This window comes from Olleya sp. ITB9, assembly GCF_001315805.1.
Classification (GTDB): Bacteria; Bacteroidota; Bacteroidia; order Flavobacteriales; family Flavobacteriaceae; genus Olleya; species Olleya sediminilitoris.
This window is the reverse complement of sequence record NZ_BCBW01000018.1, coordinates 25,575-40,914: the sequence shown is the minus strand read 5'-3', so window position 1 is coordinate 40,914 and position 15,340 is coordinate 25,575. Positions and strand designations below refer to the sequence as shown.

The 15,340-nt window shown below is 30.3% G+C and carries 9 protein-coding genes; all 9 read left to right on the top strand.

Annotated elements, in window-relative coordinates:
- Positions 1-7 precede the first annotated feature (7 nt).
- The 9 genes from ITB9_RS04305 (at position 8) to ITB9_RS04265 (ending at position 15,337) form a co-directional block, all read left to right on the top strand.
- Positions 8-1,840, top strand: coding sequence for a type VI secretion system baseplate subunit TssF (locus ITB9_RS04305; RefSeq protein WP_054851287.1), 1,833 nt, complete (start codon positions 8-10; stop codon positions 1,838-1,840).
- 11 nt (positions 1,841-1,851) lie between these two features.
- Positions 1,852-2,856 carry a PKD domain-containing protein gene (locus ITB9_RS04300; protein ID WP_054851286.1) on the top strand — a complete coding sequence of 335 codons (1,005 nt, stop codon included), beginning with the start codon at positions 1,852-1,854 and terminating at the stop codon, positions 2,854-2,856.
- 30 nt (positions 2,857-2,886) lie between these two features.
- Positions 2,887-4,044, top strand: coding sequence for a hypothetical protein (locus tag ITB9_RS04295; protein WP_054851285.1), 1,158 nt, complete (start codon positions 2,887-2,889; stop codon positions 4,042-4,044).
- Between the two features lie 27 nt (positions 4,045-4,071).
- Positions 4,072-4,578 (top strand): type VI secretion system TssO, encoded by a 507-nt coding sequence (gene tssO / locus ITB9_RS04290; RefSeq protein ID WP_028291047.1) that lies wholly within the window; start codon positions 4,072-4,074, stop codon positions 4,576-4,578.
- A gap of 150 nt (positions 4,579-4,728) precedes the next feature.
- Positions 4,729-5,490: a hypothetical protein gene (locus tag ITB9_RS04285; RefSeq protein WP_054851284.1), complete on the top strand. Its 762-nt coding sequence runs from the start codon at positions 4,729-4,731 to the stop codon at positions 5,488-5,490.
- Between the two features lie 155 nt (positions 5,491-5,645).
- The gene (locus ITB9_RS04280) at positions 5,646-8,432 is read left to right on the top strand and encodes a triple tyrosine motif-containing protein (RefSeq protein WP_261975551.1); all 2,787 of its coding nucleotides are present in this window, start codon (positions 5,646-5,648) and stop codon (positions 8,430-8,432) included.
- A 230-nt stretch (positions 8,433-8,662) separates the two neighbouring features.
- Positions 8,663-11,710, top strand: a complete 3,048-nt coding sequence (locus ITB9_RS04275; RefSeq protein ID WP_054851283.1) for a TonB-dependent receptor — start codon at positions 8,663-8,665, stop codon at positions 11,708-11,710.
- 3 nt (positions 11,711-11,713) lie between these two features.
- Positions 11,714-13,180 (top strand): RagB/SusD family nutrient uptake outer membrane protein, encoded by a 1,467-nt coding sequence (locus ITB9_RS04270; RefSeq protein WP_054851282.1) that lies wholly within the window; start codon positions 11,714-11,716, stop codon positions 13,178-13,180.
- Positions 13,181-13,210: 30 nt separating this feature from the next.
- Positions 13,211-15,337: a hypothetical protein gene (locus ITB9_RS04265; RefSeq protein WP_187294251.1), complete on the top strand. Its 2,127-nt coding sequence runs from the start codon at positions 13,211-13,213 to the stop codon at positions 15,335-15,337.
- Positions 15,338-15,340: the final 3 nt, after the last annotated feature.

The window sequence follows — 15,340 nt, the reverse complement described above, 5'->3', positions numbered from 1 at the left end:
ACAGTAAATGAATAATACCAAAGAACAGATTAAAAATAGGATGCTTAAAAAGGCAGCAACACTTTGGGGTGTTCCTGCTAATGAGATAGAGATGTCCTTTGACCCATTGGTGGCTTTGTTAATAAGTGCTTGCGCTAGTGAAATTGAAAAAATTAGTGGAGAAATAAACGAGTCTCAAACTAGGATTACAGAAAAAATAATCCAGTTAATGACGCCAGAAACTATTTATGGTCCAAAACCGGCTCATGCAGTTATGGTAAGTCATCCAATTGATGCTAAAGCAATAGTTATGCCTGAAACCTTATTTTATTACAAAAAAAAGGTTACACAAAAAAAGACAACCCAAAATTTTAAAAATTTATACTTTACGCCAGTATCAGAGTCTACTTTGATTGATGCAAAGATAGATTATATAGCAGCAGGCAAAACCATAAAACAAATTGAGGGTAAAAATGACGACCTAGTTTTGCATGACTCTGGATCTAGAAACAGCTTGCCAAACTCTACATTATATATAGGTTTGTCTAGTGATTTAGAAGTTTTAGACTTAAATGATGTTTCTTTTTATTTTGAATTATTAGATTTAGATGACAAAGCATTATTTTATCACCATTTAAAATTTGCCGAATGGTACGTGGATGGTAAAAAAATTAATACAGAATCAGGTTTTATAACTAATCAAAAAAGTGCAGCACTGGATTTAGATGCTATTTTTGAAGATGCACCTAATAAAACCAACAATATTGTACAACAGGCTTGTAAATTTTATGATAAACATTTTGTTAAGATTCAGCCTAATAAGCAAAATCCAACATTTAGCGACTCAAAATTTGAAGAATTAGAACATGTAATATCTGAAAACAAAGTAAAAATTGCAGATAACGTTAAGTGGATTAAAATTGTATTTCCAAGAGTCATTTCTAACGCTACATTGTCTAATATATTTGTGACTGTAAATGCATTTCCTGTTTTAAATAGAGAAATTAATAATTTTTCATACAGACTAAAAGAGTTTATTAGTATTGTACCAATTAAAACAGATGATTTGTTTTTAGATGTTAATAGTATATCCAATACTAGTGGAAAAGAATATAAGCCACAAAGTAAAGACAATTCTTACGAAGAAAAAGGAACTTATATTACAAGAACAGAAAATGTAGGTAAATTAGGTTACAGAAAAGCTAAAGAGTATGTTGTTTATCTTTTAGAGTTATTAAAAGATGAAAGTGCGTCTTTCTCTATGTTTAATAACGATTTTTTACAAGCTAACCTTAAGGAGCTAAATCAACTAATAGCGCGCTTAGAAAAAAAGGTGTCAGAAATAACAAATGATGTTTCAGAAACCACATACTTAAGTCTTAAACCAATAAAACCTAAAGAGTCTTTAATAGTGGAATACTGGACAACAAATGGTGCACAGGCAAATAATATAAAAACAGGTAGCGAACTAGAAATATATAAAGGAATAGGGATAAGACAAAAAAGTAGTAAGTTGTTGTCTCCAACCTTTGGAGGTAAGGACCATCTTACTATGGAAGAGCGTTTAAACGCCTACAGACGCTCTTTATTATCAAGAGACAGAATTGTAACTAAAGAAGATGTTAAGGCGTTATGTTATGAGATATATAATGATAAAATTGTTGATGTAAAAATTAAAAAAAGTTATATAAAAGATATAGCATTAAACAAAGGATTAGTAAATTGTATCGAAATTGAACTTTTAGCCAACCCAGAAAACAATACAAATGTAGAAGAATGGGAGGCTTTAAATAGTAATTTATTGTTATTTTTGGAAAATCATTCGGTAAGTGTTTTTCCTTACAAAATCAAAATATCTTAAAAATTATAATCATGTCAGAAAAAAATATTACACATTATCACATGGATAAAATGGTAAAATATTTATTCATTTTTGTATTTTTAATTTCAGCATCAGTATTAGGCTATCATTATAATAATCAATCAGGATGTAATATTGTAGTTTTTGAAACCGAGGCTCAAAATTTTACAGTAAAAGAAGCCATTATATTTAATGATAAAACAATTGATGCTGAAAAATGGCAATGGGATTTTGGAGATAATACCTCTTCGTTTCAAAAAAATCCTGCACATTATTTTGAAAAACCAGGTAGCTATGATGTACAACTTATAGTAAATGGTAAATGTACTGCTATACAAACAGTCCAGATAAATGAAGCTATTAAAATTGTTGATTCTACAAAATTTCCTGTTTTTAACTTACCAGAATCTATTAGAGCAGGAGAAAAACTAGTGTTAAATGATGAAACTGAAAACGCTAGCGCATGGGAATGGCGTTTTGGTGAAAGTCCAAATGTAGATGATAATAACAAAATAGCAAGTTATGTTTATAAAGAGCCAGGTTTGTATACTATCAAGCTTGTTGTAAATAATGAGTATGATTATATTTCTAAAAAGAAAATTAAAGTATTAGAACCAGAAAAAGGCGTTTCTATTTTGGATCAAGAATTACCAAGTGTTAAACCAATAAAAAATTGGAATGTAAAGGATTATCCAATTGGTTATAAATCAGGAGATGATGACGATAAGCCAGAAGATGTTAAGCCAATGACTGCACCTAATATTACAGATAAAAACTTTTCTAGAATGTTAATTCAGGTCTCTAACGGAACCAAAACAGCTTTAGATTTTAAGATGTATTTCTGTGGTGATATAAACAAAACAGTAGTAGTAAATAAAAGTACAATGTCATTTTCTGTTTTATGTCAAAAAATAGCAAACAAAAACATTAAAATTAAATCTCTAGAGTTAGATAAGCAAAAAGGGACCAATTGTATTGAAAATGTATCTTTAATATATAAAAGAACCATTTTTTAATAAAGTTTTACCCAAATAATATAATATAAAATGAAAGCAGAACACACACATCATAAAATCAATTGGGTTGATGGCATGAAGATTAATAAAAATCATTTTATTGGTATGGAAAATGCCATGATGAGTGCCTTGCATAATAGTAATGCTAATAATGTTACACCAGTAAATTTTGGTTTGTTACCGTCAAGTAGTTTGGCTCAAAACTCTATTGATTTAGTAATGTCAATGGATGGCCAATCAACAATTCATGTTGAAGTAAATACATGTAGAGCTATAACATTAGGTGGTTTTGAAATTAATATAACAGAACATACAAAAACACTATTAGAGCAGTCTGGTCAAATACTTAAACATCAATACGATCTTGATACTAATGATCTAGAATGGTTTATAGTATTATATGTTAATCCGTTTAATAAAATTCCTGTTGGAGACGCGGATCCGCAAGAAGATCCACCACGCCATCCTTTTGTGTTATCAGATTATAAAATAGATATCATTCCAAAAAATGAATCCTCTGACAATGAAATGGGATTATATCATATTACCATTGGTAAGGTTGAAATGGTAGGAGAGACACCTACATTAGTAGAGGATTTTATACCACCATGTCGATCAATTCAAAGTCATCCTGATTTAAAATTTACATATTCTGAGATTGGTGCTTTTCTAAATCAAATGGAGCATTTTTCAATGCATATTGTTCAAAAAATATATCAAAAAAAGCAAACTAATGACCTTGCGCATATGGTTTTGCATTTAGCTCAAAAAACAGGCGAATATCTAAATGCAATAATACCAGAATTTAGACTGAAAGATAAATATGAAGCTCCTGTAGCCATGTTAACAAAATTAGTAAGTTTATCTAGAGTTATTAAAAGTGCCTTAGACGTCTATGTAGGAACAGGTAAAGAAGAACTTTTAAATTACTTAACCGATTGGTGTGATTTAAATCAAGGTGCATTTGAAAACGTTTTAATAGAAATGATAGAACTAGACTATGTTCATACTAATATTAATGAATCATTATATAAAACTTCTGCATTTACTAGATTAATGTTATCCTTGTATAAAAAATTAAATGAGTTAGATTATATTGGAAAAAAATCAGATTCTAATATATTTGTAAAAGAAGAAGTTGTAGATAATACAGAAGTTAAAAGTAGAAGAAGCTTTTTATTAGATTAATCAACCATAATTATGTCCATATAAATAATGAAACCAAAAAATAGTAAAGAAAGAAGAAATAGCTTTTTAAAATTCCTTTTAATTTTTTTAGTAACCGTAGGTACAATAGTTGGTGCTGTATATTTTAATTTTCAAATTTCTAATAAAGAAAATGAAGTTTTAAAAGAACAAGCCTCTTTGGTTAAAGAAGAACTTAAATTTCAGGCCAGTTTTGCTAACAAAATGGAAGAAGTTTCGGTAATAATAGACTCTTTAACAGCTCCTGGAGCTACAGTTTCTTTTGATAATGCAGAAATTGGAAAAAGATTATCAGAACTTCAGAATTCGATTCCTAAAAAAGATTCTACTCAAAATTATGATCTTTATGAAAACATAGTTAGTACATTTATGAAGCTTCAAAAAGCTCAAAATAGATTAATTAAGGTTAGAGAAACAGAGCAAAAAATTGATGAATATGAATTAAAACTTGAAGAATGCTTTGAAAGTGTTAAAGACCTACAAAGAGATGTTCAGTTTTACAGCAGAAATAATTAGATATTAAAATTATCATAAGTTTAAAAGCCTGATTACTTAAATAGTAGTAATCAGGCTTTTTTTGTGCTAGAGTAATAAGCTAATAATTATTGGCTTATCTTGCAGCGTTTTATTTGTAGTTAATGCAAATAGAAAAAGTAAACTATAAATATGGAAAGAAGTCTTAAAGCAGAAGATAAAATTGCACAAATAAATAAAGTAGTACAGGCCTATTTTGATAATAATTCAAACATCGATTGGATACCAGCAAAACAAATTATGCCTGAATTAGTTAAGGTAGGAGTATTTGCAAAGGATCAAAAAAAAGGATTACCACTTCGAAAAGTTTTACGTGATTTAGATCAAAAAAATGCTTTAGACACAATACCGTTACTACATGTAGAGCGAACGGATAAAGCAATTTACTGGTATTTTCTAAAAGAAGGAGCTAAATTTCCTGAGAATACAGCTATAAGTACTGTGTCTAAAAAAGAAAAAGCTAAAACCATAAGAGAAAACACAGATGAGTTTTATATTATAAACCTTTGTGATGAAATTTTAAAACAAAAAGCCTCACGTAAGCATACTTTTTCATGGTTATTTGGAGACTTACACAAAAAAGGGAAAACAAGGACTTTACTACCCTTAGCAGCATTTTATGAAGATTTAAATTTGGTTATAGAATTTGCAGATAATAAAAATAAAACAGAAGCACAACAAGTAAAACTTGAAGCATTAACAGCAAGTGGTGTGACTAGAGGTGTTCAGATAGAAAAGTATAATAAGAGGAGAAAAGACATGTTAGCAAAAAAAGCTATCAATTTATCTGTAATTGATTATTCTTTATTTGAAACGAATAATAAAAACAGACTAGTTCGTAACAAAACTGAAGATGTTATTGTGTTAAAAAAAATATTGAAAAAATATCTTTAGAATATTATTTTCAATTTTACTGATTTTTAGTCAATTAGGTTTATAGCAATATTGCTTGTATAGTTTAATTTCCCTTTATAATTTAACCATACAATGTTGTATATTGCTATATGCTTAAATTGAAAATTCTATCTTTTAGAAAAGTAATTAAAACCTTGATATTTATAGGTTTATGTTTTTTTTGTGATAATTTGCTATCTCAAAACTTACCACCTATACAATATTTTTCTCCCAAACATTACAAAGCCGAAAATCAAAATTGGGCACTTTCACAAAGTGATGATAAACATATTTATGTAGCAAACTCAAAAGGACTTTTAGAGTTTAATGGTGCAGAATGGACCTTGTATCCTTCGTCTAATAAAACTATATTAAGATCTGTAAAGGTTTTTAAAGATAAGATTTATACAGGTAGTTATATGCAATTTGGTTTTTGGTCAAAAACCCCTAAAGGCGCATTAAGTTATACTTCACTTTCGGATAAAATAAAAGATAAGTTATTAGAAGATGAGCAGTTTTGGAAAATCACCAATCTAGATAATTGGTTGCTGTTTCAGTCTTTAAATAGGATTTACGTTTATAATTTAAAAACTAAAACATTTAAAATATTGTCCTCAGACGCTGGTATTATTAAGATGTTTAAAGTTAATAATACTATTTATTATCAGGATAGAGCAAAAGGGATTTTAAAGTTAGAAAATGGTGAGCCCACTGTTGTTGGTGGTAGTACTTTTTTTAATCAAAAAGTGATTTCTGGTTTATACCTTTTGGATAATAACTTAATGGTTGTAACCCAAAATAATGGAATTTATAAAGTTAGTAGTAATGTAATTTCAGTTTGGTCTCAAAAATTAAATCAAAAATTATTAAAGTATTCAATCTATAGCAGTATTAAAACTAAGGATAATAGTTTGCTATTGGGTACCATTAGTAATGGTTTAATTAAAGTAAATTCTGATGGAGTTATAAAACAACATATAAATCAGATCAATGGGTTAGGTAATAATACCGTATTATCATTATTTCAAGATTTGGATGATAATTTATGGTTGGGTTTAGATAATGGTATTAATTTTATCAATAGCAATTCTCCTTTCAAGATATTTAATGATGACGAAGGAGCTTTAGGTGCAGTTTACGCTTCAATTGTTTATGATGATATCTTATATCTAGGTACAAATCAAGGATTATTTTATAAAAAAGAAAATCAAACTAAATTTTCTCCAGTTGATAACACTAAAGGACAAGTTTGGGTTTTAAAAATTATTAATAACCAATTATTTTGTGGCCACAATTCGGGTACTTTTTTAGTAAAAAAGGATCAAGTTGAAAAAATTTCAAGTATAGATGGAACTTGGGACTTAAAAACAATTAAAGGCAAATCTAATTTATTACTTCAGGGTAATTATAATGGATTAAATGTTTTAGAGAATAAAGAAGGTACTTGGCAATTAAGAAATAAAATTGAAGGTTTTGATAATTCATCCAGATTTTTTGTAATGCCAAAGACTAATCAAATTTTTGTTAGTCATGAGTATAAAGGTGTTTTTAAATTAGAAGTTGATGCTGACTTACAAAAAGTTTTAAAAGTTTCAAAGGTCAAAAATTTAGAAAAAGGTTTGTTCTCTTCGTTAGTAGAGTACAATGGGATTTTATACTATGCTTCGGATCAGGGGATTTATAAAAAATCAGCAACTGATACTAATTTTATTAAAGACCCGCTATTAACTAGTTTGTATGATGTCCAAGGATATTCATCAGGTAAATTAATAACAGACCAAGCAACTAATTCATTATGGATTATTACTCAAAAAGGCATTAACTATATTAGTCCAGGTAAATTAAGTAAGGTTCCTAAAGTATCATTTATACCTTTGCCTAGTGCTTTAAGAGAGGGAATTTCTGGTTATGAAAGTATATTTAGTGTAAAACCCGACACTTTTTTATTTGGAACTTCAAAAGGTTATATTCTAATTGATGTTACTCAAATTTTAGCAAAAGATTACCATGTTTCTATAAATGCTATTAATAAATCACCTCTAGGGAACACTAAAAACTTAATAGACTTAAACCAAGACGTTATTTTAAATAATAAAGAGAATAACCTAGATATTGGCTACAGTATAGCTGAGTTTGATAAGTATTTAGAAGCAGAATATTCTCATAAATTAGAAGGTTTATATGATTCTTGGAGCGATTGGACCACACAGTCAAATGTCTTATATAAAAACTTATCCTATGGAGAGTATAATTTTAAAGTTAGAGCCAGAGTAGGAGAGCAAGTAGTGCCAAATCAAGCTTCTTTTAAATTTACAATCCAAAAGCCTTGGTATATATCAAATTTAATGATTGTAGTGTATGTGTTATTTGGGGTGTTAATCGTTATATTAATCAATTTCCTTTATAAACAGTATTACAAAAAACAAAAACAAAAATTAGTAATTAAAGCAAACCGTGAGTTAGAACTTAAAGATTTTGAGACAAAACAACAGTTAATGGCTTTAAATAACGAAAAACTTAGACAAGAAATTGAAAATAAAAATCGAGAATTAGCAATTTCTACAATGAGTTTGATTAAAAAGAATGAATTTTTAAATACTATTAAATCTGAGCTTAATGAGAAGGTAAGCGATTCTAATTTAAAATCAGTTATTAGAATTATTGATAAAAATATTAATAATAAAGACGATTGGAATTTATTTGAGGAGGCTTTTAATAACGCAGATAAAGATTTTCTAAAAAAGGTAAAGTCTAAACATGCAACACTAACTCCAAACGATTTAAGATTGTGTGCATATCTTAGATTAAACTTATCTTCTAAAGAGATTGCTCCACTACTTAACATTTCTCCAAGAAGTGTAGAAGTTAAGCGATATCGTTTGCGTAAAAAAATGAATTTAGAGCATAATGTTAATCTAACAGACTATATTCTTAGTATTTAAACACCATACATTTGCTTATTTTACCTATACATAACCTATACAAACCTTGATTTACAACGTTTTAGTAGTGTAAATATAGTGTCATTAAATAAACGTTAACGCTTTATAGATATAAGATTAACAAGTTTTATTGTGATTTTTTTTGTCATGTATGTTTTTTGTAGCGGTTAATTTTGTCAAATTATCATTATATCTCAATAATTTTGATAAAAGCACAAAAACTTTATCATATGAAAAAAACTATTTTCTCATTTCTACTAATATTATTTACTCTATTTGTTTCCGCTCAAGAGTATACAATATCCGGAAATGTTACTGGTCTTCAGGATGGTTTTCCCATTCCTACCGTTAACATTATAGTAAAAAACACCTCCAATGGTGTGACCTCAGATTTTGACGGAAACTATAGTATTAATAATGTTCAAAAAAATGCAACTTTAGTATTCTCTTATGTAGGATACAAAACAAAAGAAGTTGTAATTACTAATGGTAACACATTAAATGTACAATTAACTGAAGACATTGAAGCTTTAGAAGAAGTTGTCGTAATTGGTTATGGTACTCAAAAACGTAAAGAAGTAACAGGAGCTGTAGCTACTGTTTCAAGTGAAACTATTGAAGCTTTAAAACCTACACGTATAGAGCAAGCTTTACAAGGTCAAGTAGCAGGTGTTAATATAACAGCTCAATCTGGTGCTCCAGGAAGTGCTTCAGATATTAGAATTAGAGGTATTTCTACTAATGGAGATAATAAACCTTTAATTTTAGTTGATGGAAACGTCATTGAAGACTTAAGTGTAATTAATCCAAATGATATTGAAAGTTATACTGTTTTAAAAGATGCTACAGCTGGTATTTATGGTGTAAGAGCAGCAAATGGTGTTATTTTAATTACTACTAAAACTGGTCGTAAAAATAAGTCAATGACATTTAGTTATGATTCTTACGTAGGGTTTCAGCAGACAACTAGAAAAATACCTTTATTAAACGCGACAGAATATGCTTTAATTAAAAATGAAGCTGCAACAGCAAGTGGTGACGACTTAATATTTTCAGATGTTTATGGTTTAAATAGAGGTACAGATTGGCAAGATGAAATTTTTCAAACAGCACCAATTTTTAGTAATGCATTAACTGCTAGTGGTGGTACTGAAAAATCTACTTATTCATTTGGAGCGTCATTATTAACTCAAGACGGAATAATTGGAGGAAGTAAAGCTAATTTTACAAGATATACGACTCGTGCTAATTACGGTTTAGAAATTATTGAAGATTTAAACTTTAAAGCTAACTTAATTTATACAGGTACAATTAGAAAAGCATTGTCAGAAGGTGGTTTAGGTTCGGTTTTATTTAATGCTGTCAACTTTGCTCCGACTGACACTCCAAGAGACGAAAATGGAGAATATACTTCGTCAGAGGGTTATCCAATAGAAGTTGTTAATCCATTAAAACAAATAGAAAATACTTATAATAGGACTAAAGTAGATAAGATTAGTGGTGTATTTGGCTTAAATTATAAATTTTTGAATGGTTTTTCAGCTGAAACAAATTATCAATGGAACTATTCTGAAGTTAGAACAAGAGGACTTAATCCTCTAGTAGAGTATGGTAATGGTTCTGTATTTGACAATACTAGTAATCTTCAATTTACTGAAGGGATATCTTTTTTTAGAGATTATACTTTTGATGCTTTTATTAATTATGAAACGTCCCTTAATGATGATACACATAATATAAAAGCAACTTTAGGTACCTCAGTTTTTAAAACAACAGGAGATTATTATTTAGCAATTGGAGACGGTATGCCAATTAATACTGCTTTTAGTGATGCAGATATTAATGATGCAACCACAATTACGGACCCTTATTCACAAATTAGTAACCGTTTTTACGACTCTAGATTATTATCTTATTTTGGTAGATTACAATACAATTATAAAGGGAAGTATTTGTTTTCAGCAGTAGTAAGACGTGATGGTTCTACTGCATTTGGGCCTGAAAATAAGTTTGGTGTTTTCCCTTCTGGATCTGTTGGCTGGGTTGTTTCAGATGAAGATTTTTTATCAAAAAATAATACAATCAACTTTTTAAAACTTAGAAGCTCTTATGGAATTTTGGGTAATGACAGGATCCCAGCATTTGCATTTGAATCTCTGTTAGATGGAGAAGGAGTCTATGTTTTTGAAGATCAATTAGCTTTGGGTAATGCTATAGGTCGTATTTCAAACCCAGAAGTTAAATGGGAAGAACAAAAAGCATTTGATATTGGATTTGAAACTAGACTATTTAATAACAAAATTGATATTTCTGCAGATTATTTTAATCGCAAAACCGAAAACCTATTACTTCAAGTAGAAAGTTCTGCTATTTTAGGTGTTGCAGCTCCAGGTTCAGGTAATCCAATTGTAAATGCAGGAACAGTTCAAAACAGCGGATTAGAATTTCAGATTAGTTATAAAGAGCAATTATCCGATGATTTTAAATTTAATATTAGTTATAATTTTGCAACTCTTAAAAATGAAGTTCTACAAGTAGATAATAGTATAGGTTATGTAACTGGTGGAAGTTTCGGTATTGGACAACTACCGCCTTCAAGAATGCAAGAAGGGCAACCAATAGGTGTATTTTATGGATTACAGACTGATGGAGTATTTCAATCACAAGAAGAGGTTGATGCACATCCGTCCCAATTAGCTTTGGGTGCAAATGCTGAAGCTGGAGATTTACGTTTTGTAGATGTTAATCAAGATGGTGTTATAGACGATAGTGATAGAACATTTATTGGAGATCCAATTCCAGATGTAACTATGGGATTAAATATTACATTTGATTATAAAAACTTTGATTTTCAATCTTATTTCTTTGCATCAATAGGTAATGATATAGTAAGGAATTATGACCGTAATAGTTCCAAAACAAATTTAACATCATATGTATTAGACAGATGGACAGGTCCAGGAAGTACTAATAGTGATCCTAGAGTAACAAATAGTGCAACTTCTAATAGTGTTTTTTCTGATTACTTTGTAGAAGATGGATCATTTTTAAGAGCTCAAAACATGCAATTGGGCTATACCTTTGATAAAAATAAAATGGATAGTATAGGGTTAGATAACATCAGATTATATGTGTCTGTTAGTAATGTTTTTACACTGACTAAATATAGAGGTTTTGATCCAACGACTTCAAATGGAGCACCAATTGGAGGAGGTATAGATTATGGGTTTTATCCAAATCCAAGAACATTTTTAATCGGAACAAACGTAAAATTTTAAGACATGAAAAATATAAAATATACAATACTATTTATAGCTACAGTTATGATGACTGTGTCTTGTAGTGACGATTTTGTTGATGTCGAATCACAAAATGAAAGTTCAGAAAATTATTTTAATTCAGAACAAGATTATCAAGATGCCTTAATAGGTGCTTATGACTTATTACAGTCCACTTATTTAAATGTTATGTTAGGAGAAATTGCTTCAGATAATACTTTGGCAGGAGGGGAAAGCGCAACTGATGTGCCAGGTTTTCAACAAATTGATGATATGATTCATACTCCCAATAACGAACAACTAAGGTCTATTTGGGGTTGGATGTTTGCAGGTGTTAATCGTGCAAATTACATTTTAGAATTTCAAAATAAAACTGATTTTCCAGGTAAAGAAAACGTATTAGCTCAAGCTAGATTTTTAAGAGCATATTATTATTTTGAATTAGTAAAATGGTTTGGTGATGTGCCATTAATTGTAGATCAACGTTTCTTATTTGGAGATCAATTTGAAGTTGACAGAACACCAAAAGAAAATGTTTACGCTCAAATCGAGTTAGATTTAATGTATGCTTCAGATAATTTACCTTATATGCAATCTCAAATAGGACGTATAACCAAAGGTGCAGCACAAGCACTATTGGGTAAAGTCTATTTATATCAAGAAAAATTTGGTGATGCAGCTTTAGTATTAGAAGACCTAATTACTTCAGGTCCTTATGATTTAGTAGCAGATTATTCAACCATTTTTGAAAATGATAATGAAAATAATATCGAATCTGTTTTTGAAGTGCAATATTCAGATTTAGAAGGTGCAGGTTTTGCTTGTTTACAATGTAGTGAAGGTAATGTCGCTGTAGGTTTTAATGGTATTCGAAACTATAATGGTCCAGAGTTTGATTCTGGTTTTAGTTTTAACGTTCCAACTCAAGAGGTCGTAGATCAGTTTGAAAGTGATGATCCAAGAATTGATACAGCAATATTAGATATAGAAGCTTGGTCAGCATCAACAGGAGCTACATATGGTACAGGATATGAGCACACAGGATATTATAATAGAAAATATATTGCGCGTCAAGGAGATTCAAATATTGGAGACCAAAACTTGACTAATCCTAATAACTATAGAGCTATTCGTTATGCAGATGTTTTATTAATGGCTGCTGAAGCTTTAAACAGAGGATCTATTGCAGACGATAGAGCTCAAAATTATCTTAATTTAGTTAGGCAACGTGCTTTTGGAGATATGGATCATAATATAACTTCAACAGGAAGTACATTAACTCAAGCTATTTATCATGAGCGTCGTGTAGAGTTAGTAGGAGAAGGACATCACTTTTTTGATTTAGTAAGAACAGGTCGTGCTGCTTCAGAAATAGATGGTTTTGTAACAGGAAAAAATGAAATATTTCCTATTCCTCAAATCGAAATAGAATTAACAGGTAATCGCTGGGCACAAAACCCTGGTTATTAAAAAGTATATAAATTAAAAACTCAATAGAATATGAAAAATTTCAAATACATTCTTAGTTTATTCATGATTATTTCAGCCTTTATTGGTTGTGAAAAAGATGATGACTTACCAGATGTTAGTGCTCTACCAGCACCAACAAATGTAGCAGCAGTAGTAACAATTACTCAAGATAATTCAGGAGTAGTTACAATTACACCTACAGGAGAAAATGTAGCTAAATTCAGAGTTAATTATGGTGATGGTTCTGGTACAGATTCAGGCGAATTAAATCCTGGAGAAAGTACACAACATACCTATGCAGAAGGTACCTATGAAATAGTTATTGCTGCTTCTGGTATTAACGGAAAAACAACTACAGTAGCTCAAACAATTGTGGTGTCTTTTCAAGCTCCTGAAAACCTATTAGTAACAATCGAGAATGATTTAGGAGTATCTAGACAAGTTAATGTAATAGCTACTGCAGATTTCGCAATATCTTATGATGTAGATTTTGGGGATGTTGCAGGTACAGTTATTACTAATACCATTGGTGAAACAACCTCTTTTGTATACGATGCTGCAGGTGTTTACACCATAACAGTCACAGCAAGTAGTGGTGCAATTGAAACCATATCATATACAGAGGATTTTGAAGTCACAGAAATTTTAGCACCTTTAGTAGCAGCACCAACTGCTCCTGCTAGACAACCTGAAGATGTTATTTCAATTTATTCAGGTGCTTATGCAAACATTGCAGGAACAGATTTTTATCCAAATTGGGGACAACAAACAACATTTGAAGAGGTTGATGTCGCTGGTGATTTAGCTATTAAATATGGTAATTTAAATTATCAAGGTATTCAATACGGAGAAGAAGTAGACGCGTCTGCAATGGAAATGTTACACATTGACATATGGACTCCTGATGCAACCCAAGTAGAAATTTATCCTATAAGTGTTGCTTCAGGTGAGCAACAGGTTACTAAATTATTAGAATCAAACCAGTGGAATAGTTTTGATATTCCGTTGTCAGATTTTACAGACCAAGGTTTAAGTATAAATGATTTACATCAGTTTAAATTTGTAGGTTCAGGAACTTTATTTTTAGATAATATTTATTTCTATAAAGAACTGGAGGTTTCTACATTACCAAGTTTGCCTGTGGATTTTGAATCTTCTAGTTTAGTTTATGAATGGACAGGTTTTGGTGATGCTAGTTTTGGACCAATTCCTGCATCAGTAGTTTCAAATCCTGATGCTTCAGGTATTAATACAAGTGCAAATGTTGTACAAATTGAAAAAACTGCTGGAGCGCAAGTTTGGGCAGGTGCATCAATGGATTTAGACGGAGCAGTAGACTTTACTAACGGTACAACTATGTACATGAAAGTTTGGTCTCCAGTAGCTGGATCTACCATTAGATTTAAAATGGAAGATTCAAACTCTACTCCAGATGCTAACGGTAATCCAACAGTTGTTGTAGAGGTAGATGCAGTTTCAACTGTAACAAATGCTTGGGAGGTTTTAGCTTTTGATTTGACAACATGGGCAGGATTTACTACAACTGCGTCTTATGACAGGGTTGTGATTTTTCCAAACTTTAATACTGGAGGAAATGGAGAAATCTTTTACTTTGATGATATCCAGTTAACTAATACAACAAACAATAATCAAATACCAGTTAATTTTGAAAACTCAAATTTAACTTACACTTGGACTGGATTTGGTGACGCAGGATTTGGACCAATTCCAGCTGCTGTCATTACTAATCCAGATGCTTCAGGAATAAATACTAGTGCAAATGTTTTAGAATTAATTAAAACTGCTGGAGCGCAAGTTTGGGCAGGTGCATCAATGGATTTAGATGGAGCAGTGGATTTCTCAAACGGAACAACTGTTAAAATGAAAGTTTGGTCTTCAACAGCAGGTGCAACTTTCAGATTTAAATTAGAAGACTCATCTTCAACTCCAGATGCAAATGGAAATCCAACTATTGTAGTCGAAGTAGACGCTGTATCAACTGTAACAAATGGTTGGGAAGAGCTTACTTTCGATTTAACAACAGGAGTTGGATTTAGTGCTTCAGAGTCGTATGATACTATTGTTATTTTTCCAAATTTTGGAGCTAATGGTAATGATGATGCATATTACTTTGATGATATAATGCTAACAAACTAAAAT

Bases quoted from the DNA above. Each gene is read 5' to 3' on its own strand.
- ITB9_RS04270 (WP_054851282.1), top strand. From the start codon at position 11,714: ATGAAAAATATAAAATATACAATACTATTTATAGCTACAGTTATGATG.
- ITB9_RS04265 (WP_187294251.1), top strand. From the start codon at position 13,211: ATGAAAAATTTCAAATACATTCTTAGTTTATTCATGATTATTTCAGCC.
- tssO (WP_028291047.1), top strand. From the start codon at position 4,072: ATGAAACCAAAAAATAGTAAAGAAAGAAGAAATAGCTTTTTAAAATTC.
- ITB9_RS04275 (WP_054851283.1), top strand. From the start codon at position 8,663: ATGAAAAAAACTATTTTCTCATTTCTACTAATATTATTTACTCTATTT.
- ITB9_RS04305 (WP_054851287.1), top strand. From the start codon at position 8: ATGAATAATACCAAAGAACAGATTAAAAATAGGATGCTTAAAAAGGCA.
- ITB9_RS04285 (WP_054851284.1), top strand. From the start codon at position 4,729: ATGGAAAGAAGTCTTAAAGCAGAAGATAAAATTGCACAAATAAATAAA.
- ITB9_RS04300 (WP_054851286.1), top strand. From the start codon at position 1,852: ATGTCAGAAAAAAATATTACACATTATCACATGGATAAAATGGTAAAA.
- ITB9_RS04295 (WP_054851285.1), top strand. From the start codon at position 2,887: ATGAAAGCAGAACACACACATCATAAAATCAATTGGGTTGATGGCATG.